The following is a 23,155-nucleotide window of genomic DNA, read 5'->3' as shown; positions in this document are numbered from 1 at the left end:
AGTTACCCTTTTATGACGAAAATTATTTTAACTGGAGATAGACCAACCGGTAAACTTCACTTAGGCCACTATGTTGGTTCTTTGAAAAATCGTATAGCTTTACAAAATGAAGATGATACTGAAGTATTTATCATGATTGCCGATCAACAAGCACTTACTGATAATGCTGATAACCCAGGAAAAGTTATTGAAAATATTACAGAAGTAGCACTTGATTATCTTGCGGTTGGAATCGATCCTAAAAAAACTACTATTTTTATTCAATCACAAATTCCACAACTTGCTGAATTATACATGTACTACATGAATCTAGTATCAGTTTCTAGATTACACCGTAACCCTACTGTTAAACAGGAAATTAACGACAAAAAATTTGGTGAAAGTATTCCTGCAGGATTCTTTACTTATCCTGTAAGCCAAGCTGCTGATATTACTGCATTTAAAGCAACACACGTTCCTGTTGGTGAAGATCAAAAGCCAATGCTTGAACAAACTCGTGAAATCGTTCGTGACTTCAATAGAACATACAATAAAGAAGTTCTAGTATTACCTGAAATTGTATTACCACCAAAAAATCATGCTCGTCTTGTAGGTATAGATGGACAAGGAAAAATGAGTAAAAGTTTAAACAATGGTATTTACTTAGGGGATAGTGAAGAAAACATTAAAGCTAAAATAATGAAAATGTACACTGATCCAAACCACATCAAGATTGAAGATCCAGGTCAAGTTGAAGGAAATGTTGTATTTAAATACTTAGACATTTTCGATACTCGTACTGATGAAGTTGCAGAGCTTAAAGAACACTACTCTCGCGGTGGACTTGGCGATATGAAACTAAAACGCCGTTTAAATGATGTTATGCAAGATTACCTACGCCCAATAAGAGAGCGTCGTGAAGAATTCGCAAAAGATAAAGCTGAAGTATATAGAATGTTAAAAGCAGGAAGTGAAAAAGCAGAAAAAGTAGCAGCTGCTACTTTAGACGAAGTAAAAGATGCAATGGGAATCAATTACTTTAAAAAATAAATATTTTTTAGGGGAAGAGCTCTACTCTTCCTCTTAGTCATTTAAATTACAATAAAATAAGGAGGCCCTATGGCAAAAAGGAAAAAACAACAATTATCTTTATTTTCAATTATATCAATTGCAATAGTAATTTTAGCAGCATTTGCTATCACTTATTACACGAATAAATCATCAAATAAAACATCAAATACTGCCACAACATTCACAAGCGTATCAAAAATTCCTGATGATGTACTCAATTCTCTTACAGCACCTAAAGAAAGTGAAGCAACTGACGATAACAAGTATAAAGTACTAAATAATAACAATCCTTACTTCGCTAAGGAAGACTTATCTACTACATCATTTGAAAACTATAGTCCTTTAGACAAACTTGGACGTGTTGGACAAGCTAACGGTATTATAGGTACTGATTTAATGCCAACTGATAAACGTGAAGAAATCGCCCATGTTCGCCCAAGCGGATGGCAAAGTAATAGAGGCACTCATGTTTATGATAGATCACATTTAATTGCTTTCCAACTAGCTGGAGAAAATGATAATGATAAAAACCTTATGACTGGAACAAGATTTATGAATCTTAATATGATTCCTTTTGAAAATGAGGTTGCAGATTACGTTAAGAAAACTAAAAAACATGTACGTTACCGTGTAACTCCTGTTTTTAAAGGTGATGATCTCGTTGCTCAAGGGGTTATCATGGAAGCAATGTCAGTTGAAGATAATGGTAAGAGTGTTAAATACAATGTATTCTTACCAAACTTCCAAAAAGGTGTTACTATCGACTATAAAACTGGTAAATATACTGTGAAATAAAATTAAGACTTCGAACCTAAAATAGTTCGAAGTCTTTTCTTAATCTTTTTTTATAAATTTCTCAGCAATCGCTAAACTTATAACTAACAATAAAATTGCTCCAGCCCAAATAAGAACACTTTTGGGATCATCATGTTGAACTATAATTAACCTAATAATTGCTGTTATTCCAATATAAATAAAGTATCGCAGCGGAAAATGATAATTGTTTTTAAAATATTTCACAATAAGAGCTACGAACTCAAAATATAGGAAGAATACTAATATTCCTTCAACAAAGTGTTGATAATTACCTTGATCAGCTAAAAATTTTACCCCTTCATGATATATTTCTTTAGCTTCCATTATTAATCCAAATGATAGTAATACTCCTATGATTAATAATCCAATGTTCATTATCCAAAGGAAAATATCTGATATTATTTTACTAAATTTCTCCATTTTTCACCTCATTACCATTAATACAAGAATAATTATATCATAATGAATATCAATATTCTATTGAATAAAATTATGAAAGAGTTTTAACCCTTTATTATGATATAATTATAAAAAGGAGATGTATATGATTACACTAAAGAAAATAGAAGAAAAACATTTATCAGATTTATACAATATGATTTACTCATCAGAAGAACCTGAATGGAGTAAATATAATGCACCATATTTTAACGAATTTAAATTTATTGATTTAGATACATTCTTACTAAAAAATCACCATGAATATTATTTGAGCGAGCGTGTCTTAGGAATATTTTTAAACGACAGACCAATCGGAATTGTCACTTACTATTGGGAATGTTTTTCCACTCGCTGGCTAGAAATTGGAATTGTAATATATGATTAGAATACTTGGGCAAAAGGTATAGGATACTCAGCTCTAAGCAAATGGATAGAACTATGTTTTAAAAAATTTCCTGAAATACAGCATATTGGTCTTACAACATGGAGTGGGAATCCTAGAATGATAAAACTTGCAGAAAAACTTAACCTAGTTTGTGAAGCGAGAATTCCTAAGGTTAGATACTACAAAGGTATCTACTACGATTCTATAAAATATGGAATATTACGAGAAAATTTTAAAATATGATTCTTTAAAAAGAAAAAGCTATATCAAATAGTATGAAGACATTACTTGGATAATTTAGTTTAATTTACAGAAAATTAGTATCTATAATAATAAGAAATATTCTATATTAAACAATATAATAATTTCTTTTATTGAAAAAATTACAATATAGAGTTAGAATATTAATATATATTTTTTGATTCTCATAGTGTAGGAGGAATAATAATGAGAGATAATTTAGATAAAAGTTCTCGACGCGGAGCAGAGTTAGTTGTAGATACTTTAATAAATGAAGGTGTTAAACATGTTTTTGCCATACCCGGTGCAAAAATCGATGCTGTTTTTGATGCACTAGTAGATCGCGGTCCTGAACTTATTGTAGTTCGTCATGAGCAAAACGCCGCTTTTATGGCGCAAGCTGTGGGACGTCTAACTGGAAAACCTGGAGTTGCTTTAGTTACTTCTGGGCCAGGTGTTAGTAACCTTGCCACTGGACTTATTACTGCAAACTCTGAAGGGGATCCTGTTGTTGCTATAGGAGGTCAAGTTAAGCGTTCTGACTTATTAAAACAAACACATCAAAGCATGGACAACGTAAGCTTACTTCGTCCAGTAACTAAATCAGCTGTTGAAGTAGGTCATCAAGATAGTATTTCTGAAGCTATTACTAATGCTTTTAGAAAAGCTAAAGAACCTAAAAAAGGTGCTACGTTTGTATCTCTACCCGCAGATGTCATAAATGAGAACACCTCTGTAAAAGCCATAAAAAAACTTAAAGAACCTGTTTTAGGTATAGCCGACCCTAAACATGTAAGCGATTTAGTGGAGAAAATTGAAAATGCTCAACTTCCAGTTCTTTTACTGGGTATGAATGCTTCTACCAAAGAAGCTACAGAAGCAATTCGTTTATTAGTGGCTAAAACTGGTATACCAGTAGTTGAAATGTTCCAAGCTGCAGGTGTCATTTCTCGTGGATTGGTTCAACATTTTTATGGACGCGTAGGGTTGTTTAGAAATCAGCCTGGAGATAGATTACTAAATAAAGCTGACTTAATTATCTCTATTGGTTATGATCCTATAGAATATGATCCTGTTTATTGGAACACAAATAAAAATGCTACTTTAGTACATATAGATGATACTATTGCTGTAATAGATCGTGATTATCAACCTGATATTGAGCTTATCGGTGATATTTCAGCAACTTTAAAATGTATTTATGAAGGAAATCCAAAAGTACGAATTTCAGAAGAAAATCTATCTTATCTAAAAGAACTTCAAGAAGAAATTGTTAAACGAGATGAACCACCTAAATCAAAAATTGAAGGTCGCCTTCATCCACTAGAGATTATTCAACAAACTCAAAATGCAGTTTCTGATGATACTATTGTTACTTGTGATATTGGATCGCATGGAATATGGTTAGCACGACACTTCCGCTCATATGAACCACGTCATTTACTTTTCTCTAATGGTATGCAAACTTTAGGAGTAGCTTTACCGTGGGCTATAGCGTCTGGTTTACTTTACCCTAATAAAAAAACTTTATCAATATCTGGAGACGGTGGCTTTTTATTCTCAGCAATGGAACTTGAAACTGCTGTTCGTTTAAAATCACCTATAGTTCACGTTGTTTGGAATGATTCATCTTATAATATGGTGGCTTTCCAACAAGAAATGAAGTACGGTCGTGACTCTGCTGTTCACCTTGGACAAGTGGATATAAAAAAACATGCGGAATCTTATGGCGCTGTAGGAATGCGTGCTACAACTAAAGAAGAATTTGCAAAATGTTTAAGAGAAGCTTTCCAAATCGAAGGTCCAGTTGTTATAGATGTTCCTGTTGATTATAGCGATAATATTAAACTTGGTGAAACTCTTCAGGATAGCTATTTAAACTAATTTTATTAAAATTATCTCTAAAAAATTCTAATTTTGGAATTAACACTAAATTATAAATTTATAATATAAAAGGAGTTTTATTATGTTATATCAATATAGTACAATGGCTGCACTCATGGGTGGAGCATTTAGTGGAACTACTACAATAGAAAGGTTACTAGAATATGGTGATTTTGGTATTGGTACTTTTGAAGGTGTTGATGGTGAAATGATTATACTTGATGGGAAAGTCTATAAAACTGATAGTGATGGTTTTTCTACTCTACAACCTAAAGAGGCAACCTCACCTTTTTCAAACATTACTAAGTTTTCTACAAACTTTAAAAAAATAACTAGAACAAGTTTTGAAACATTAAATAAGGATATCAGTGAATATCTAAATCCAAATTATTTTTATGCAATAAAAATTACTGGTGTATTTGATAAAATAGATACTCGTTCACCTAAAAAACATGAAAAACCTTACCCAAGTCTTTTAGAAATACTAAAAACACAAAGTATATTTAATTACGAAAATAGTAAAGGTACAATAGTTGGATTCTTTTCTCCTGAATATACTCAAGGAGTTGGTGTTGGAGGTTTTCATCTTCACTACATCAGTGATGATCGCACTCAAGGTGGACATGTATTTAATTTCGATATTAAGAATGCTACTGTAGAAGTGTCTAAACCACTTAATTTTAAACTTGAATTACCTCAAAGCGAAGAATATAAAGCTGTAAGTATAAATTTACAAACATTACACAAAGAAGTTCATAAGGCTGAAAGTTCTCGTTAATACTTACACCCAAGCAAATTATATCTTGCTTGGGTGTATTGTTATATATAAATTGATTACCATTAAAAAAATAGAATTAATTATATACCTCAAATTTAATTAAAAATATTATAAAAAAGCAACTAGAAATCTAGTTGCTTTTTTTCATTAAACTTATTTAGTTTTTTTCTTAGGTGCATGGATACACATATCGATACAATCAGCCATTGCTTCGTATAAAGCTTCTGAGTATGTTGGGTGGCCGTGGATAATATCCATAACATCATCAATTGTCATTTCAGTTTGTAGTAGAGTTGAACCTTCATTGATAATTTCAGCGGCAACTGGTCCTACGATATGGATACCTAAGATTTCTCTGTATTTAGTATCCATGATTACTTTAACAAATCCTTCACCGTGGTTAGATGCTAATGAACGTCCATTAGCTCCAAAGTTGAATCTACCAACTTTAACATCATATTTTTCACGAGCTTGGTCTTCAGTTAAACCAACCATAGCGATTTCTGGATGAGTGTAGATTGCTGCTGGCGTTGCTTTAAGATCAACTTTTTTGTGGTGACCCATTGCATTTTCAGCAGCGATTTCTCCCATCTTGAATGCTGCGTGAGCTAACATTTTAACTCCGTTAATATCTCCAGGAGCATAGATTCCTTTAATAGAAGTTTCCATGTATTCGTCAACTTTAACACGTCCACGTTCCATTTCGAATTTATCAGCTAATTCTCCAAGACATGTGTTATCTGGAACACGTCCGATAGATAATAGAACTTTATCTGCAACGATATCTTCTTTTCCTTCAACTTTAACTACTACTTCATGACCTTTGTCAACGATTTCTAATAGTTTAGTAGATGTAAGAACATTGATACCTTGTTTTCTGAATTGTTTTTCTAATGCTACAGAAGCATCTTTATCCATACCAGCAATAAGACGATCAGCCATCTCAACAATAGTTACTTTAGAACCAAATGTAGCGAATGCTTGTCCTAATTCAGAACCGATTACTCCTCCACCGATTACTGCTAAACGAGATGGTACTTCTGTAATATCTAAGAACTCATCACTTGTAAGAACTTTATCACTATCCATTCCCGGAATATTAATTCTACTTACTTTAGAACCACCAGCTAAAATTACGTTATCAGCATCGATAGTTTCTTTCTCATCAACAACAACTTTTTTATCAGCTGTTAATTGACCTACTCCATTAAATACTTTAACACCGTAAGATTTAAGTAATCCAGCTACTCCACCTGATAGTGTTTTAGATACTTTATTTTTAACTGCTACAGTTTGTTCCATGTCAACTGTAAATGCATCATTTACAAGTTTGATACCACGATCTTTTGCTGAGCGGATGTAGTTAATAATTTCAGCATTATGTAAGAATGTTTTTGTTGGAATACATCCACGGTTTAGACATGTTCCACCAAGTTCACGGTTTTCTACTAGTGCTACTTTTCCACCTAATTGAGCTGCTTTAATAGCTGCTACATATCCAGCAGGTCCACCACCGATAACAGCAACATCATATTCTCCACGACGTTCACGTTTTGGTAATACTTCTTCTGCTTTAGTTTCAGGTACTTTTACATCGGCTGCTACTTCTTTAACAACTTCTTGAGCTGCTGCTGTTGCACCATCAGCTCCTGGTACTGCTTCACCAGGTTGTCCAATCCAAGCAATTGTTTGAACAACTGGTACAGTTGATCCAGCTGGGTGAAGAATTTTTAATAATGTTCCACTTGCTTCAGCTTCTACTTCCATGTTAACTTTATCAGTTACGATTTCAAGTAGGACTTCACCTTCTTTTACTTCTTCACCTTCCTGCTTAAACCATTGTACGATTTCGCCTTCTTCCATTTCACTTCCGGCTTTTGGCATAATAACTTCTACTGCCATGTTATAATCACTCCTTAATACACTTTTCTCTTATTTTCTAACAATATTATATCATCATTAAATTAGTAATGATAGTGGATTTTCAATAGCTTCTTTCAGTGTCTTCATGAATTTAGCTCCTTCTAATCCGTCAACAACACGGTGATCCGCTGTTAATGTCAATGTCATAATAGGTCTTACAGTAACCTCTCCATTCAACACTACTGGTTTTGGTACAGTTGCACTTACACCTAAAATAGCTGTATTTGGTTGGTTAATGATTGGTACAAAGCTCTTAACTCCGTACATACCTAAATTACTGATTGTAAATGTTGAATCTGCCATTTCATCTGGTTTTAATTTACCAGCAAGAGCTTTAGTTGTAATTTCCTTAGAAGCTACTACAAGCTCTTTAAGACTCATCTTATCGGCACCTTTAATTACTGGTACTACTAATCCACTATCCATACCAACAGCGATTGATAAGTTTACATAGTGGTGTAAATACATTTCTTTTTCATCACTTGATAAAGAAGCATTTACATATGGGTGTTTCATTAATGATTTGATTACCGCTAATGAAATAAAGTCTGTAACTGTTGCTTTTTTACCAGTTTCTTCGATAATTGCATCAACAACTTTTTTACGTAATGCTAAAAGTTCTGTCATATCAACTTCTACGTTAACCACAAATGTTGGTGCACTGAAGTAAGATTCACTCATACGTTTAGAAATAACTTTACGCATTGGTGACATCGGTACTGTTTCAACAACTCCCCATTGGTTTTCATTTGGTGCTTTAGCTGCTTTTTTAGCTGGCTGAGCAATTTCTTCTTTCTTAGCTGGAGCTGCTTTTGGTGCACCATTAAGAACCGCAAGAACATCTACTTTCATAATCTTACCGTTAGGTCCTGTTCCCACGATACTTTCTGTGTTAATCCCTTCTACTTGCGCAATACGTGCAGCAAGTGGTGAAATTTTAACTTTAGAATTTAATTTGTAATCTATTACATCATCTTTGTGGATACGACCTTTTGCACCAGTCCCTTTAACTTTAGATAAGTCAAGACCTTTTTCACGAGCATATGCTCTTGCTGCAGGTGTAGCACGGATACCTGAATAGTCAATTACTTCAACTTCTTTAACTGGTGTGTGATCAACTTTTTTCTCAACAACAGTTTCTACTGGAGCTACCTCTCCTGTTGAACTTGCTCCAGGAACTGCTTCTCCTGGCTCACCAATCCATGCAATTGTTTGAACAACTGGTACTACATCTCCTGCTTGAGCTAGTACTTTTAATAAAGTTCCACTAGTATCAGCTTCTACTTCCATATTTACTTTGTCTGTTACGATTTCTAATAGGACTTCTCCTGCTTCGACATGGTCACCTTCATTTTTAAACCATTGTACGATTTCGCCCTCTTCCATTTCACTACCGGCTTTTGGCATTATAACCTCTACTGCCATGTTTTATTCACATCCTTCGCTAACTAAATTTTTATTTTTTATTTACAGCTTTTTTAATTGTTTCTTTGATGTCTTCTACATCAGGTACAACTAATTTTTCTAAGTTTTTGGCTGATGGAATGTGTGTGTCAGCACCAGCTACACGGTAAATTGGGCTATCTAAGAAATCAAATGCATCACTTTCTGCGATACGTGCAACGATTTCTCCACCGAATCCACCAGTTTTGAATGAGTCGTGACATACTACTAATTTACCAGTTTTTTGTACAGATTTAACAATTAAGTCTGTATCTAATGGTACTAATGTAATTGGGTCTACTACCTCTACTGAAATACCTTCTTCTTTTAATTCTTCAGCAGCTTTTAAGCTACGCTCTAACATTCTTCCCCATGATACTAATGTTACATCAGTTCCTTCTACTTTGATGTCACCTTTTCCAATAACACCAATTTTTCCTACTTCAACTTCACCTTTACGTCCGAATAATGCTTTTGGTTCAATGTAGATAACTGGGTTATTATCTCTAATTGCAGCTCTTAAGATTGAGTAAACATCACCAGCAGTACCTGGAGCTACTACTTTAAGACCTGGAATGTGACAGAACCATGCTTCTAGAGCTTTACAGTGTTGAGCTGCTGCTCCTGTACCTGCACCAGATGCACAACGATACGTAACCGGTACTTGAACTTCTCCACCTAACATGTAACGCATTGGTGCAGCTTGGTTAACAATCGCATCCATACCAATTGTTACAAAGTCCATGAATGTTACATCTACGATAGGTCGCATACCAACTGACGCAGCTCCGGCAGCGGCTCCACAGATTGCAGCTTCACTAATAGGTGTGTCAATAACACGTTCAGGACCGAATTCTTCTAACATACCAACTGTTGTACCAAAATCTCCTCCGAAGATACCAACATCTTCACCCATTAAAAATACATTTTCATCTTCACGCATTTCGTGAGTCATAGCTTCTTTTATGGCTTCACGAACTGTCATAATTTTTGTTTCTTTAGTCATAACTATTAATCTCCTATTTCATATAAAAATTATTTAAATTACATCAACTTAAAATATTAGTCAGCGTAGTTATCTTGGAACGCAATTGAACCATCAGCAAATGGTGATTCTTTTGCAAATTCTACAGCATCATCAATAGTTGCTTTTGATCTATCTTCGATTTCTTTTAATTCTTCTTCTGTAGCAATTCCATTTTCTAATAAGTAGTTTTTATATTTTACGTTAGGATCTTTAAGTTTCCATTCTGCTACTTCTTCACGACTACGGTATTTACCAGCATCTGAAGCAGAGTGTCCAAACCATCTATAAGATACTGCTTCAACTAAAACAGGACCTTTCCCACTTCTAGTGTGTTCGATAGCTTCTTGCATTGCATCATATACAGCTAATACATCGTTTCCATCTTCAACATGAATTCCTTTGATTCTATATGAAGCTGCACGTTCAGTAATTTCTTTTACACGCATACATCTCTCTTGAGCCATTGAGATACCATATTTATTATTGATTACGTAGAAAATAAGTGGTAAATCCCAGTTAGATGCCATATTTAAACATTCATGGAAACTTCCTTCGTTAGTAGCTCCATCACCCATACAGCAAATTACAATATTACCTGTTTTTTTCATTTTTTGAGCTAGAGCAGCACCAGTACTTAAACCGTGACCTCCACCAACGATACCATTACATCCCATATTTCCTTGTTCAAGATCATAAACGTGCATACTTCCTCCACGTCCTTTACATTGACCTGTTTCTTTACCAAGGATTTCAGCCATCATGCGGTCGATTTCAATTCCTTTAGAAATTGTTTGCCCATGTCCACGGTGATTAGAAAACATTAAATCTTCTTTTCTTAGTGGATAAATAGCTCCAACGTTAGCTGCTTCCTCCCCTACTGAATAGTGAGTCATACCGTGAACTAAACCACGAGAGTATAGTTTACTTAACTCCATATCAAAATCTCTAATAAGGTGCATTAGTTCATACATTTCTAAATGCTCTTGTTTTGTTAAATCTTTTGATGTTTTTACCATAATAACCTCCAAAGTTTGTATATATATTTATTAAATGTATATAAATTATTTTTTAATCATATATTACTATACTAATATACAATGTTTCTAAAAAAAAGTCAAATTTGTAGACTCAATAAAATAATAATATTTATCTCAACAATATTATTATTTTATTGTATCATTACTCTTGAAATCTGTATTGGTACAGATTGTTAGTGTTGTTTCTTTTTACAACAACACAGCCATATTTCTTTTATTTTAAAAAATTAAACTACTTTAAAAAATGTGTAAGAACAGTATTTTATATATCTAGTTTAAAATTATTTTAATTCAACAATAATAATAATATATACACATTATTAACATTTATAACATCTTACTGATAATTCTTTTTTTAAACGTTTTCTTAGCGTTGTATTATTTTTATTTCTTTTCTTAAAAATTGAAGTTATTCAATTATTTTTTCAATTATATGTAAACCTATGATTTATTATTGCTAGGCATATTTCTTGCACCACAAAATTATCTTATTTTATAATCAGCTCTATAAATCATTCTTTAGGAGGAATAATTACAATGATTCTTAATATTATTTGGGAACAACAATATAATCCAATGGATAACATTTGGTTATCTGCGGGAATTGCGGCTATCCCTATAGTTATTTTTTTAATTTCATTAGTCATTTTCAAGTTAAAAGGATATATTGCTGGTGGATTGAGTATTATGAGTGCATCAATAATTTCAGCTATCTTTTACAAAATGCCTATTGATAAAATTGTTGGAGCAACTGAGCAAGGTATAGTTGCTGGACTATGGCCTGTTGCTAGCATCGTCGTAGCCGCTATTTTCTTATATAAGTTAACCGTTAAAATTGGTTTTTTCGATGTTATGAAACAAAGTATATCATCCATATCACCTGACAAAAGAATTCAAGTTCTTATAATTGCTTTCTCTTTTAACGCATTTCTTGAAGGAGCTGCCGGTTTTGGTGCTCCAGTCGCTATTACAGCCGCAATTTTGGTAGGTTTAGGCTTCAAACCATTACAAGCTGCCGCTGTCTGTTTAGTTGCAAATATTTCTGGCGGTGCATATGGAGCCATGGGAATCCCAGTCACTGTACCAGCTAATCTAACTGATTTAGACGCCTTAACACTCGGTAAAAATACTTCATTAATTTTATGTTTAATTACAATAATTGTAACTTTTCTTATTGTATTTATGATAGATGGATTTAAAGGAATTAAAGAAACTTTTCCCGCCATTTTAGTTTCCGGTGGATCTTATACAATAACTCAATTTATATTCTTGAATTTTGTTGGACCAGAACTTGTGAATGTGTCTTCTGCTATCGTAAGTTTACTTTCACTAATTCTTTTTTTTAAATTTTGGAAACCTAAAAAAATCCTTTGTTCTGAAAATAAAGTTCTTCAGAAAAATGTTAAGAGCTTAACAACAAAAAAAATTATTAGAGCATGGACTCCCTTCATACTACTAACATTATTCGTTACAATATTAAATACGGCATTCTTTAAACAACTAGTTCAAGGAGCAAATCCAAAAACCGGTCAAAAAGCTGGAATTTTAAATTCACTAATATTTAACTTCCCTTTTTATATTAACGGTGAGGTATCTCGCGTATCTCCTATTGTAAAAGAACCTACACCAATAAAGGCAATTTTCAGTTTTTCTCCATTTACATCCACAACTTCGGCAATTGTACTTGCGGCTATCCTTACAGTTATCTTCTTTAAAGTAAAAAATCGAATTGTGCTTTTAACACTAAAAGAAACTGCCTTGGAATTGTGGGCTCCTATCTTGACTATCTGCTCAGTCCTTGGATTCGCCTATATTTCAACATATTCTGGAATGTCTTCAACATTAGGTCTTGCACTTGCTAATACTGGTAAGATATTCCCACTATTTTCTCCTATATTAGGATGGATTGGAGTATTCTTAACAGGTTCTGTTGTTAATAGTGGATCTTTATTCGCTGGATTACAATCTGTAACTGCATCCCAAATCGGCGTTGATTCATCGTTACTTGTTGCTTCAAACATCATGGGAGGGGCTATCGCCAAAATGATTTCTCCTCAATCAATTGCTGTAGCAGCTGCTGCTGTTGGATTAATAAATAAAGATAGTGAAATTTTCTCTAAAACTATAAAATGGAGTATTATACTACTTATTATTACTGGAATATTAAATTTATTAATTACTCTTAAATAACTTTATTTTTAAAATTATAAAAAAGAGAACTTGTATATTTACAAGCTCTCTTTTATTTTAGGAATACTACGCAGCATGCTTATCGCAATGACAAGCTCCTGTCTTACAGTTGCCACATTCGCAATCTTCTTTTGCATTATGGCATCCACATGCACACCCTTCTTTACATTCACAAGTTCCTTCAACACAGTTTCCACATTTACAATCTTCTACTGCATCATGACAGTGACAGTGGTGTTCACATTCACATTTGCTCATATTAATAGCCTCCATAATATTTATCTTATATTCTATACTTAAATTCTATTATGTTTTATATAACAAGTCAATAGATTTTCTTCTTAAGTAACTATTACGATTTACAACTATTTAAATCGTAATAATATCAAATTTAAATTAACGTAAAGAATGCGTGTAAATACTACTTTATTGTGTGTAGATTGCTCTCCATTATATTATTCAAAATTCATGTTATATTATAACTATTAAAATTTGTTTTTTTGTTTTATCTTTCTATTTTAATATTCTTCAGTATTTTTTAAAATTTAGATTGGCTTATTATCATCCATACTATCTTGCTTACTTTCTTATTCGCTAGTAATTTTGCTATTTTCTTTAACGATATATAGGTCATCTCCTATTTTTATTTATCATATAACTGTATTATAAATTATTAACTTTAAAATCAATTAAATTAACTTTAAACTATAATTAAAACTTAAATTAAATTGTAGTTAAGTTTCACAATATATTTTCAACAATATATTTTTTCTTAAAATAAAATTATACAAAAATATCAAATACAATATTATCATTTTATATGTTTATTATGTTATAATAAAATTAAAATAAAGAACTTAAAGCTTGGTCAATTCTTCTTTTATTATCCATTATACACTACTTTTCATATAAAAAAGGGAGGGAATTATATGAAATATAACAAATACTTAATCATCACTTTTCCTATTTTAATCGTACTAGTTTCAACATTTTTTTATACAAAAAATATCTTCTATTTCTACTCAATTATTCCGATATGTGTCTACGTGAGCTTTGTAAGATATTATCAAGAAAAAAATAAGTTATTAATAAAAACTAATAAAATCTTAAATCTTTTAAAATATGAGAATATTTTTTACGCTACAGCACTAATAATAGCATACTTAACACCCTTTGTTAATTTTATCAATAAAATTAAAATACTAGAATACTACTATGTTGCATATATAATTACTGTAGTTTTATTCCTATTAACTGCAATAATTTATATTAAACGTACCCTTCTTATAAGAAGAGAGCTACGAAAAAACAATTCTAAATAACAAAAAAAGAAATCAGCTCACTATCGAACTGATTTCTTAATTTTTCTTGTACTAAAATATTTATTAAACGACTCTTCTATATCTTTTACAGCTACTACACTTATTAATAAAACTGCTAGTATAAAAATTCCTAATATTATAAATGATGGATTTTCTACATAGTTTATATAAGTTACAAACGGAAGACTAGAATAAAATCCAATTGTTAAACTTTTTACAATAATAGCTATAACTAATGTACAAAGTATTAGGATTAAGAATAAATTTAATGATAACGCTGCTAAACAACCAAAGAATGTCGCCACCCCTTTACCACCTTTAAACTTAAAGATAATAGGTTTTATATGACCTAGTAATACTAATACTATACAAATATATACAATTTTTAAATCAACATCTAATATTTTCAGTAATATAACTACTAAAAATCCTTTGAAAAAATCTACTGCTAAAACAAATAAAAACGATCTAGGACCTAAAACGCGTCCTGCATTTCTTGCTCCAACATTACCTGAACCTTTATTAGTAAATTCTTCTTTATAAATCTTTTCTAATAATTTTCCACCCATTACATTTCCAATAAAATAGGCAACTATCGCATAAATTATCGTCGTAATCATAACTTTTCTCCTCTCTTAAATTTATCTTTTATCATTCTAATCCCTTCACTTAAGAACATAAAACATCCAATAGAAAATGGAACAACATAATATGACAATCTATATATTATAATTGTCGCACCTATAATTTCTGGATTTATACCCAAATTTTTAAGTCCAATAAGTACTAAAGTATCAAAAGTACCTAAACCTCCTGGAATCATAGTTAATAATCCTACTATTGAAGCAACTATAATAACTCCCATTATCTGTAATTCCTTATCTGCAACTAAATCTCCCGTATAAAAATAAAGAATTATAAGAATAATAAGGGCTGCAAATACCCATTCTAAAAAAGAAATAATTGTCAATTTAACACTCAAATATCTATCTGTTCTAATTCTCGGTTTTCTCAAATTAAAAAATAGATATAACGGTAAAAATAATGACATCAATATTAATGAATAATAAAAGATTTTATTATTAGCATATAGTGCTTGTCCAGGAAATACATTTAGAACTACAAAAATCGATAATAAACTTATACCTGAAAGCATAGAAATAAGAATCATCCCTATTGCAGTAACCAATGTCTTTCCATTTTTTGTATATGGCTTATACATATAATATCTAAGTCCCGCGCCAATAAAACCACCAAAACCTAAAACCATATTTAACGTGTTGGTCATAAAACTAATTTTAAAAATACGGAATGAAGACATATTTTTTGTTAAATTGATGGCTCTTAGGACAAAATAATCATAAAGACATAAAATACTTATCCCTAATAAACCAAATAATAAAACTATAATAAATTTCATCTCACCTATAGTTAAAGTAAGATGATGTATTTTCTTAAAGTCTAAACTAACAATCTCTTTTTTAAAATAGGAAAAAATTAAATAAAATATCAATAATCCCAAACTTATCTGAATTAAATTCTTCAAATAATTAAAGGATTTTCTTTCAGTAATATTTTTCATTTTTCTTTTCCTTAAATAATATTTATCTATTTTATCTTAACATTTTATAACATTTTTTTCAATACAATTAATTACATAAAATTATGACTATAATATTTTTTAATCAACGTATTCGTTTAACCTATCTTCGTATTCATTATATAATTCTGGATACCCTTTTTTCACTGCTTTTAAAAATGTTTTTCGAATTTTATTAACTTTTTGTACATAAATAAAAATAGCAATCAAGATACTCATCACAATAAATAAAATCAAACAATTAAATAAATATGTTGCCGAGGCTCCTCCATAGTATCCAAGAAATAATACAAATGAATTTGAAAAAAACAATGCTGCCATTGCAGCTCTGAATCCTTTTTTATATCTTGTATAATCATCTTTTACAATTTTACAGATTATATCTAGTTCTTCTTTTGTATAGCCTCCACTTTTAATTGATTTTAAAGTGTATCTCGGAAGTTTTTCAGATGTTAATATTAAAAATAATTTCGATAATATAGTTATCATACTTTCCCTCCTACTTCACATAAATATTACAGCAAAGAAAAGCTTTTACTCTCCTTTGCTGATTTATAATTAATTTTAAAGTTTTTTAATTAATTCTGTAGTTAATATAGATGAGTTTACTGCAGCTATTTGTAAAAATTCATCAAAAGTAACTCTTGTTCCTTCTTCCGCCTTATCGCTTACACTACGGCAAACTATAAATTTTGTTCCAAATTGGTAACAAGTTTGAGCAATCGCTGCTGCTTCCATCTCAACTACTTGCATATTAGGAAAGTTTTTCAATATTCCTTTTTTCAACTCTTTATTAGAGATAAAAGAATCGGATGTCCCCACTAACCCAAAGTGGATTTTATGATTTGGTAAGCTTATCTCTGAAGCTAATTTTTGTAATTCTTCATCACTATTATATGCTGCTGGCATTTGTGGTACTTGACCAATTTCATAGCCAAACTCTGTTGCATCAACATCAAAATGTCTTACTTCTGTAGCAACAATCATGTCCCCAATTTCCATATCACCTTGTAAGGCACCACATGTCCCTATGTTAATCACATATTCCGGTTTATAGTAATCTAATAATAGAGTTGTAGCAATAGCAGCATTCACCTTACCTGGTAAACTTAACATAAGAACAATATCACGTCCTTCATATTTACCTTCATAAAATGTTACATGCGCTATTTTCTTTTCTTGTAAATTTTCTATCTTTTCTTTTATTATAGCCACTTCTTCTGGCATTGCACCGATTAATGCTATCATGATACTATTCTACCGCTAGAATTTTGATATCCATTGAATCTTCTGGACCTGTTGGTAATGAAACTTTCGCTACATCTCCAACTTCTTTTCCTAATAAAGCTTGTGCTACTGGAGATTCATTTGAAATTTTGTATTCAAATGGATTAGCCTCAGCACTACCTACGATTTTGTAAGTTTCTGTCAAACCATCTGGTAGTTCTTGATAAGTTACTTTGTTACCTAAACGAATTGTGCTTGATTTTTCATCTAATTCGATAATAACAGCGTAACGAATCATTTGTTCCATTTCTAAAATTCTTTGCTCGATGAATCCTTGTTCATCTTTTGCTGCATCGTACTCAGAGTTCTCAGATAAGTCCCCGAAACTACGTGCGATTTTAATTTTTTCAATTACTTCTGGACGTTTTACTTTTTTATAGTGTTCTAATTCTTCAACAAGTTTGTCATAACCTTCTTGGGTCATTTGATATTCTAATTTTTCTTCTAAAGCCATGGTAATACTCCTTTTTTTAGTCTACTCTATATTATATCTTTTTTTTAATTATTTTGCTAGTAGCGATTTGATTTTTGTTATTAAAATATCAATCGCAATGTCATTATATCCACCATCAGGAACAATAATATCAGCATATTGTTTAGTTGGTTTAATATACTTTTCATGCATCGGTCTAACTGACACTAAATATTGATTTATTACTGATTCTACAGTTCTTCCACGCTCATTAATATCACGTAATAATCTTCTTAAAATACGCAGATCACTAGGTGTATCAACAAAAATTTTAATATCCATTAATTCACGTAGTTTCTCTGAATAAAGACCAAACATACCTTCGATAATAATTACATCTTTAGGTTCTTGATGTTTTTGTTCTTTACTACGTGTATGATTTACGTAATCATAGACTGGTAATTCAACAGCTTTTCCATCCATTAATTCTAATAAATGATTGTAAAGTAACTCATTATCAAATGCACTAGGGTGATCATAATTTGTCTTAACTCTTTCATCCATTGTCATATGGCTTTGGTCTTTATAATAATAGTCTTGCTCGATTAAAGCAACTTTATCTTGAGTTAACTCGTCTATAATTCTTTTTGTAACGGTCGTTTTACCACTACCGCTTCCTCCAACAATACCGATAATTTTTGGTCGTTTTGTAGCCATTAGCGTCCCATTTCCTTTCGCATCATATTGCTTTTAAATACTCTAGAGTCTAATTTTGTTCTAATAATTTGAAGTGGATGTCTTGCTGCATCTAGTAATTCACCATCTTCATCATAAATTTCACCAATAACTTGTCTAAATGTATCAATTTCTGGTCCAAAGAATTCAACCTCTTGACCTGTTTTAAAGAAGTTACGTTGTTGAATTGTTGCGATTTGAGTTTCTTCATCATAGTGAAGAACTTGCCCAACAAAATCATAATTTGTTTTCTTACCACCTTCGTTTCCAAACATTTGTTCAGAATACTTAGGAATCTCATAGAAGAATGACATTGCAGTATCACGGTTAGCACATTTATATAATTCTAATTTATATTCTGGTGTCATCTCAAAGTTATCTGGATCTGCACAATAATCATCGATTAGTTTTCTATACACACTTGCAACTGTTGCTACATAGTGAATTGATTTCATTCGACCTTCAACTTTTAACGAATCAATACCTAATTCAATAATCTCTGGTACTGCTTCAATTAAAGTTAAATCTTTAGGACTCATTGCATAAGGATTTGCACCTTCATCGAATAACTTAGTATCTTCATCAGTTCCTTCCTCATAAAGGTCATAATTCCAACGACATGACTGACAGCAACCTCCACGGTTACTATCGCGAGCTGTCATGTAGTTACTTAGTGTACAACGTCCAGAATAAGCTATACACATCGCACCGTGAACAAACATCTCAATCTCAACATCTGTTTTTTCACGAATCTCTTTAATTTCTTCATATCCTGTTTCACGAGCTAATACTACACGGTGTACTCCTTCACTTTCCCAATATCTAACTTCCTTATAGTTTGAGATAGATTGTTGTGTACTAATATGCACCTCTACTTTTGGAGCCACAGCTTTACATCTTTCAATGATATATGGATCCGCTACGATAATTCCTCTTACTCCTGCATCTTGAAGTGCCATTAAGAATTCATCTAATCCTTCAAAGTTCTCATCATGCGCAATAATATTCGCTGTAACATAAATATCAGCACCATATTTTGCTGCAAATTCACAACCTTCTTTAATCTCTTCAATTGTGAAGTTGTCTGCATTACTACGAAGCCCAAACTCCTGCCCTCCTAAGAACACAGCATCTGCTCCATAATGAATAGCTATTTTTAATTTTTCTAAATTCCCTGCTGGAAGCAGTAATTCTGGTTTTTTCGTTATTACTCTCTTACCGTCTCTAATTTCTGAAATATTTGGTATCGCCATAAGTTAAGGTCACATTCAAGTATGACCCATCCTCCTTGTCTTTTTTATTAGATTTTATATAGGAAACCTTATCCTCTTTTCAAAATTTAAAATATGATTAGTACATAGTTTTCTTATAGAAGAATCCTAAGTCTACTTCTCTATATTTTGGTTTAATTCTTTCTATATCGTTATAGAAATCTTGTTTTTCATCTTCGTATGCTTCTTTATCTTCATAATAAAGATCAATAGCATCACGATAAATAGTTACAACCTCTGTGATGTAATCTTCATCTTTTAAAACACCTTCAATCTTAAATGCAGTTACCCCTGCTTCGATTAGACGATCTAATTCTTCTATCGCACAGATATCATTTGCACTCATGATGTGTGTCCCATTTGAATCCTCAAAAATTGGATAACGTTCATTTCTATCTTGACTGTATAGGAATAGTTTCTTAGAATTACTATATTCTTCAATATACTTCTCTTTACCACTATACATAAAATAGTTATCCACCAATTTTCTTACAGATTGGAACATACAAAGCATTCCCTGAACTTGCACTTCAATTTCATATTCACTTTTTCCCGTAATTTCAAGAATTTCATCAATAGTTAATTCTTTTGAAAGACACGTTCTATATGCTCCACGTTTTCCCCAATAATTACATGAGAAAGAGTTTGTAGCTAATGTATGTGGATCCCATTGAAGTTTAAAATCAAGATTTTCTTCTCTTAAAATTGTAATAATTGTTGGTTCTCCATATATTAGAGCATCTACATTTAGTGTTGATAAATAATGTAAATAATCAACTAGGTCATCAATATGCTCATTATGGAATATTGCATTTACACTAACATACGCTTTTTTCCCTGCTTGGTGTATAATCTCAATAGATTTTTTTAATTCGTCTCTATTAAATTCACCAGCAAGACGTAATCCATATTTTTCTTCACCAATAACGAAACTATCAGCTCCTACATTTATCAGTTCATAGATATGATCAATACTTTTCGGTGTTACAACTAACTCTACTGTCATTTTTTATCCTCTCTTAATAAAATATACTAACTTCACAGTTCTATAATTTTATTTTCTTGTTGTTATAGTTATCCCATCTCCAAATGGTAATATTACACTCTCATAATTTTCATGTTTTAATAACCATTCATTGTAGTTATTAATTTTTCTAGAAAGTTGTTTTAAATCTCTACTATGTTTAATAATACTTGGATCGGCAACCATTCCTTTGAATAGAACATTGTCCGTAATAACTACGACATCCTCAGCAAAATATGGTTCATATAATTCAAAAAACTTTCTACTTTGACTCTTAGCACCATCAATGAATATTACATCGTATGGGGCGTTTGTCACTACTTCATCTTGAAGTTCTAAAGCATCTGCATGAAGTAATGTTATTTTATCAGTTAGATTTCTCTTTTCTATATTATTTTTTGCTTCTTTATACATCTTATCATCACGCTCAATAGTAGTAACATTACATCCTATTCTCTCAGCTAATTTAATTGACGTATAACCAATTGCAGTTCCTATTTCCAATAAATTCTTAGCTTTCTTAACTTTCAGCATTTGAATTAAAAATCTTATCCCGATTTTATCAATTATTGGAACTCTATTTTCTTCAGCAAATTTTTCTAATTCTAAGTAAAATTCACCAAAGTCTTCTAACAAATCTATAACGTATAAGTCATCTTTTGATTCTATCGCAACCATGTTTACCTCCATATTTATACATCATTATATAATACCATATAAGTTGGTATAAATGCAATTATAAAGACTAAAAAGGAAGTAACCCTATATTTTATGATTCTATAAAAATCACTAATACAAAGTTACTCCCACCTATCTTTTATATATTTAAAAAATGAACTAAACCCATTTGAATAATAGAAAACTCTATCTCTTATCGAATTTACTATTTTTATCATCTATTAAAATTATTTGTTCTATTTTTTCAACCCTTTTCGTATAAAGTCTACAGCAACATAGATTAGGCATAAAGATAAAACAAAACCAATAACATTCGCAACCGGACTAGTAATTGCCTTAGTAAATAATTCTGAAAAATCCATAATTCACATCTCCTTTTTCACCACTTTATCACAATACTATTCCTTACAATATTCTAAAATAAATTATTATCATTGTCTCTCCTTTTAAATTTTAATAACCTATTTTTCCTAATTTCTCCTTTTTATTTGTAGATACGAACAATATTCATCTCAATAAGTGTAGCTTATATTCTTTACTTAATTATACAAAATTAAGAAAACGATGTCAAAAAAATTCCATAAAGAAAAAGAGGTTAATCTAAGTCAACCTCTTAATTTTAAATACTATTTTTCTAAAGCTTGAACAGCTGTAATTAATGAAAGTTTGTATACATCTTCTGCATTACATCCACGAGATAAGTCATTTACAGGAGCATTTAATCCTTGTAAGATTGGTCCTACAGCTTCAAACCCACCTAGACGTTGAGCAATTTTGTATCCAATATTACCAGCTTCTAAACTTGGGAATACAAATACATTAGCATCCCCTTGTACTTTCGAATTAGGAGCTTTTAATTTAGCAACTGAAGGTACAACTGCAGCATCAAATTGTAATTCACCTTCTACCGCTAATTCAGGTGCATTTTCTTTAACTAACTTAGTGGCTTCTGCTACTTTTGTAGTATCTTCAGTAACAGCTGAACCTAAAGTAGAGAAACTTAACATTGCTACTTTTGGATCAACGTTAAAGCTTTTAGCTGTTCTTGCACTTTCAATTGCAATTTCAGCAAGACCTTCTGCATCTAACGTTGGGTTAATCGCACAGTCAGCAAATACATAACGTTTGTCTTCTTTACTCATGATGAATGCACCACTTGTACGTTTTGTACCTGGTTTAGTTTTAATTATTTGTAACGCTGGACGAACAGTATCTCCAGTAGAATGAATTGCTCCAGATACTAATCCTTCAACTTCACCAGTGTATACTAACATAGTTCCGAAGTAATTAACATCTTTTAATAATTCACGAGCTTTTTCTTCAGTTACTTTTCCTGCACGACGCTCTACAAACTTAGCAACTAATTCTTCTAATTTTTCGTAGTTTTCGTGATCAATAACTTCTAACTTAGAAGCATCTAAAGATAATCCCTTAGCAATCTCTTCTACTTTTTCTTTTTTCCCAACTAACACAGGTTTAACATAACTAGTAGCGCCTAATTTAACAGCCGCTTCTAATACACGCTCATCATATGCTTCTGGTAATACGATACGTACATTTTTCCCTTCTAATTTTTGTTGAAGTTCTACAAATAAATCATTTGCCATCTTCA

The 23,155-nt window shown here is 31.5% G+C and carries 24 protein-coding genes; 7 read left to right on the top strand and 17 right to left on the bottom strand.

The features are described from left to right. Positions 1–12: 12 nt before the first annotated feature. Together trpS and ACWOBP_RS01970 are read left to right on the top strand one after the other, a co-directional pair. A complete protein-coding gene (trpS, locus tag ACWOBP_RS01975) occupies positions 13–1,029 on the top strand; it encodes a tryptophan--tRNA ligase (RefSeq protein ID WP_448913551.1) in 1,017 nt (338 codons plus the stop codon). A gap of 69 nt (positions 1,030–1,098) precedes the next feature. Then, positions 1,099–1,845 carry a DNA/RNA non-specific endonuclease gene (locus tag ACWOBP_RS01970; protein ID WP_455337235.1) on the top strand — a complete coding sequence of 249 codons (747 nt, stop codon included), beginning with the start codon at positions 1,099–1,101 and terminating at the stop codon, positions 1,843–1,845. Positions 1,846–1,884: 39 nt separating this feature from the next. Here the strand turns inward: ACWOBP_RS01970 and psiE are convergent, their stop codons facing one another. Beyond that, complete coding sequence (gene psiE, locus ACWOBP_RS01965) at positions 1,885–2,286, bottom strand: phosphate-starvation-inducible protein PsiE (protein WP_294682120.1); 402 nt, start codon at positions 2,284–2,286, stop codon at positions 1,885–1,887. A gap of 124 nt (positions 2,287–2,410) precedes the next feature. Between psiE and ACWOBP_RS01960 the strand changes: the two genes are divergently transcribed. The 4 genes from ACWOBP_RS01960 (at position 2,411) to budA (ending at position 5,594) form a co-directional block, all read left to right on the top strand. After that, entirely contained in the window at positions 2,411–2,692 is a 282-nt protein-coding gene (locus ACWOBP_RS01960; RefSeq protein ID WP_455337234.1) for a hypothetical protein, read from the top strand. Positions 2,693–2,809: 117 nt separating this feature from the next. Continuing rightward, entirely contained in the window at positions 2,810–2,935 is a 126-nt protein-coding gene (locus tag ACWOBP_RS01955; protein ID WP_455337233.1) for a hypothetical protein, read from the top strand. A 204-nt stretch (positions 2,936–3,139) separates the two neighbouring features. Then, entirely contained in the window at positions 3,140–4,816 is a 1,677-nt protein-coding gene (alsS, locus tag ACWOBP_RS01950) for an acetolactate synthase AlsS (protein ID WP_455337232.1), read from the top strand. 82 nt (positions 4,817–4,898) lie between these two features. Then, on the top strand, positions 4,899–5,594 hold the full coding sequence (budA, locus tag ACWOBP_RS01945; protein WP_455337231.1) for an acetolactate decarboxylase: 696 nt from the start codon (positions 4,899–4,901) through the stop codon (positions 5,592–5,594). A gap of 153 nt (positions 5,595–5,747) precedes the next feature. Here budA and lpdA read toward each other — a convergent pair whose 3' ends face one another. The 4 genes from lpdA to ACWOBP_RS01925 are packed head-to-tail and all read right to left on the bottom strand — an operon-like array spanning position 5,748 to position 11,003. Next, a complete protein-coding gene (gene lpdA, locus ACWOBP_RS01940) occupies positions 5,748–7,496 on the bottom strand; it encodes a dihydrolipoyl dehydrogenase (RefSeq protein ID WP_455337230.1) in 1,749 nt (582 codons plus the stop codon). 57 nt (positions 7,497–7,553) lie between these two features. Further along, positions 7,554–8,942, bottom strand: a complete 1,389-nt coding sequence (locus ACWOBP_RS01935; protein ID WP_455337229.1) for a dihydrolipoamide acetyltransferase — start codon at positions 8,940–8,942, stop codon at positions 7,554–7,556. Positions 8,943–8,973: 31 nt separating this feature from the next. Then, the gene (locus tag ACWOBP_RS01930) at positions 8,974–9,966 is read right to left on the bottom strand and encodes an alpha-ketoacid dehydrogenase subunit beta (protein WP_455337228.1); all 993 of its coding nucleotides are present in this window, start codon (positions 9,964–9,966) and stop codon (positions 8,974–8,976) included. Between the two features lie 56 nt (positions 9,967–10,022). Further along, positions 10,023–11,003, bottom strand: coding sequence for a thiamine pyrophosphate-dependent dehydrogenase E1 component subunit alpha (locus ACWOBP_RS01925; protein ID WP_455337227.1), 981 nt, complete (start codon positions 11,001–11,003; stop codon positions 10,023–10,025). Between the two features lie 558 nt (positions 11,004–11,561). Between ACWOBP_RS01925 and ACWOBP_RS01920 the strand changes: the two genes are divergently transcribed. Continuing rightward, on the top strand, positions 11,562–13,214 hold the full coding sequence (locus ACWOBP_RS01920; RefSeq protein WP_455337226.1) for an L-lactate permease: 1,653 nt from the start codon (positions 11,562–11,564) through the stop codon (positions 13,212–13,214). A 66-nt stretch (positions 13,215–13,280) separates the two neighbouring features. Here ACWOBP_RS01920 and ACWOBP_RS01915 read toward each other — a convergent pair whose 3' ends face one another. From ACWOBP_RS01915 to pta, 12 genes are all read right to left on the bottom strand, one after another. Next, on the bottom strand, positions 13,281–13,472 hold the full coding sequence (locus ACWOBP_RS01915) for a hypothetical protein (protein ID WP_455337225.1): 192 nt from the start codon (positions 13,470–13,472) through the stop codon (positions 13,281–13,283). Positions 13,473–14,556: 1,084 nt separating this feature from the next. After that, on the bottom strand, positions 14,557–15,156 hold the full coding sequence (locus ACWOBP_RS01910) for a glycerol-3-phosphate acyltransferase (protein ID WP_455337224.1): 600 nt from the start codon (positions 15,154–15,156) through the stop codon (positions 14,557–14,559). Beyond that, a complete protein-coding gene (locus ACWOBP_RS01905; RefSeq protein ID WP_455337223.1) occupies positions 15,153–16,118 on the bottom strand; it encodes a lysylphosphatidylglycerol synthase domain-containing protein in 966 nt (321 codons plus the stop codon). Before ACWOBP_RS01905 ends, ACWOBP_RS01910 begins: the two co-directional genes overlap by 4 nt. 99 nt (positions 16,119–16,217) lie before the next feature. Beyond that, positions 16,218–16,625, bottom strand: a complete 408-nt coding sequence (locus tag ACWOBP_RS01900) for a hypothetical protein (RefSeq protein WP_455337222.1) — start codon at positions 16,623–16,625, stop codon at positions 16,218–16,220. 75 nt (positions 16,626–16,700) lie between these two features. Then, positions 16,701–17,384, bottom strand: coding sequence for a 5'-methylthioadenosine/S-adenosylhomocysteine nucleosidase (gene mtnN / locus ACWOBP_RS01895; RefSeq protein WP_455337221.1), 684 nt, complete (start codon positions 17,382–17,384; stop codon positions 16,701–16,703). 4 nt (positions 17,385–17,388) lie between these two features. Further along, entirely contained in the window at positions 17,389–17,877 is a 489-nt protein-coding gene (gene greA, locus ACWOBP_RS01890) for a transcription elongation factor GreA (RefSeq protein WP_299322553.1), read from the bottom strand. A gap of 48 nt (positions 17,878–17,925) precedes the next feature. Further along, on the bottom strand, positions 17,926–18,552 hold the full coding sequence (udk, locus tag ACWOBP_RS01885) for a uridine kinase (RefSeq protein WP_455337220.1): 627 nt from the start codon (positions 18,550–18,552) through the stop codon (positions 17,926–17,928). Beyond that, positions 18,552–19,823 carry a peptidase U32 family protein gene (locus ACWOBP_RS01880; protein WP_003146785.1) on the bottom strand — a complete coding sequence of 424 codons (1,272 nt, stop codon included), beginning with the start codon at positions 19,821–19,823 and terminating at the stop codon, positions 18,552–18,554. Before ACWOBP_RS01880 ends, udk begins: the two co-directional genes overlap by 1 nt. 97 nt (positions 19,824–19,920) lie before the next feature. Continuing rightward, positions 19,921–20,847 (bottom strand): peptidase U32 family protein, encoded by a 927-nt coding sequence (locus tag ACWOBP_RS01875; protein WP_455337219.1) that lies wholly within the window; start codon positions 20,845–20,847, stop codon positions 19,921–19,923. Positions 20,848–20,895: 48 nt separating this feature from the next. Next, positions 20,896–21,543, bottom strand: a complete 648-nt coding sequence (locus ACWOBP_RS01870) for an O-methyltransferase (protein WP_455337218.1) — start codon at positions 21,541–21,543, stop codon at positions 20,896–20,898. Between the two features lie 236 nt (positions 21,544–21,779). Further along, complete coding sequence (locus ACWOBP_RS01865) at positions 21,780–21,905, bottom strand: hypothetical protein (RefSeq protein ID WP_455337217.1); 126 nt, start codon at positions 21,903–21,905, stop codon at positions 21,780–21,782. Between the two features lie 264 nt (positions 21,906–22,169). After that, positions 22,170–23,150 carry a phosphate acetyltransferase gene (gene pta, locus ACWOBP_RS01860; RefSeq protein ID WP_455337216.1) on the bottom strand — a complete coding sequence of 327 codons (981 nt, stop codon included), beginning with the start codon at positions 23,148–23,150 and terminating at the stop codon, positions 22,170–22,172. Positions 23,151–23,155: the final 5 nt, after the last annotated feature.

The organism is Gemella parahaemolysans (assembly GCF_053758945.1).
Note: the sequence above shows the minus strand (reverse complement) of the source record. Positions and strands in the feature narration are given on the sequence as shown.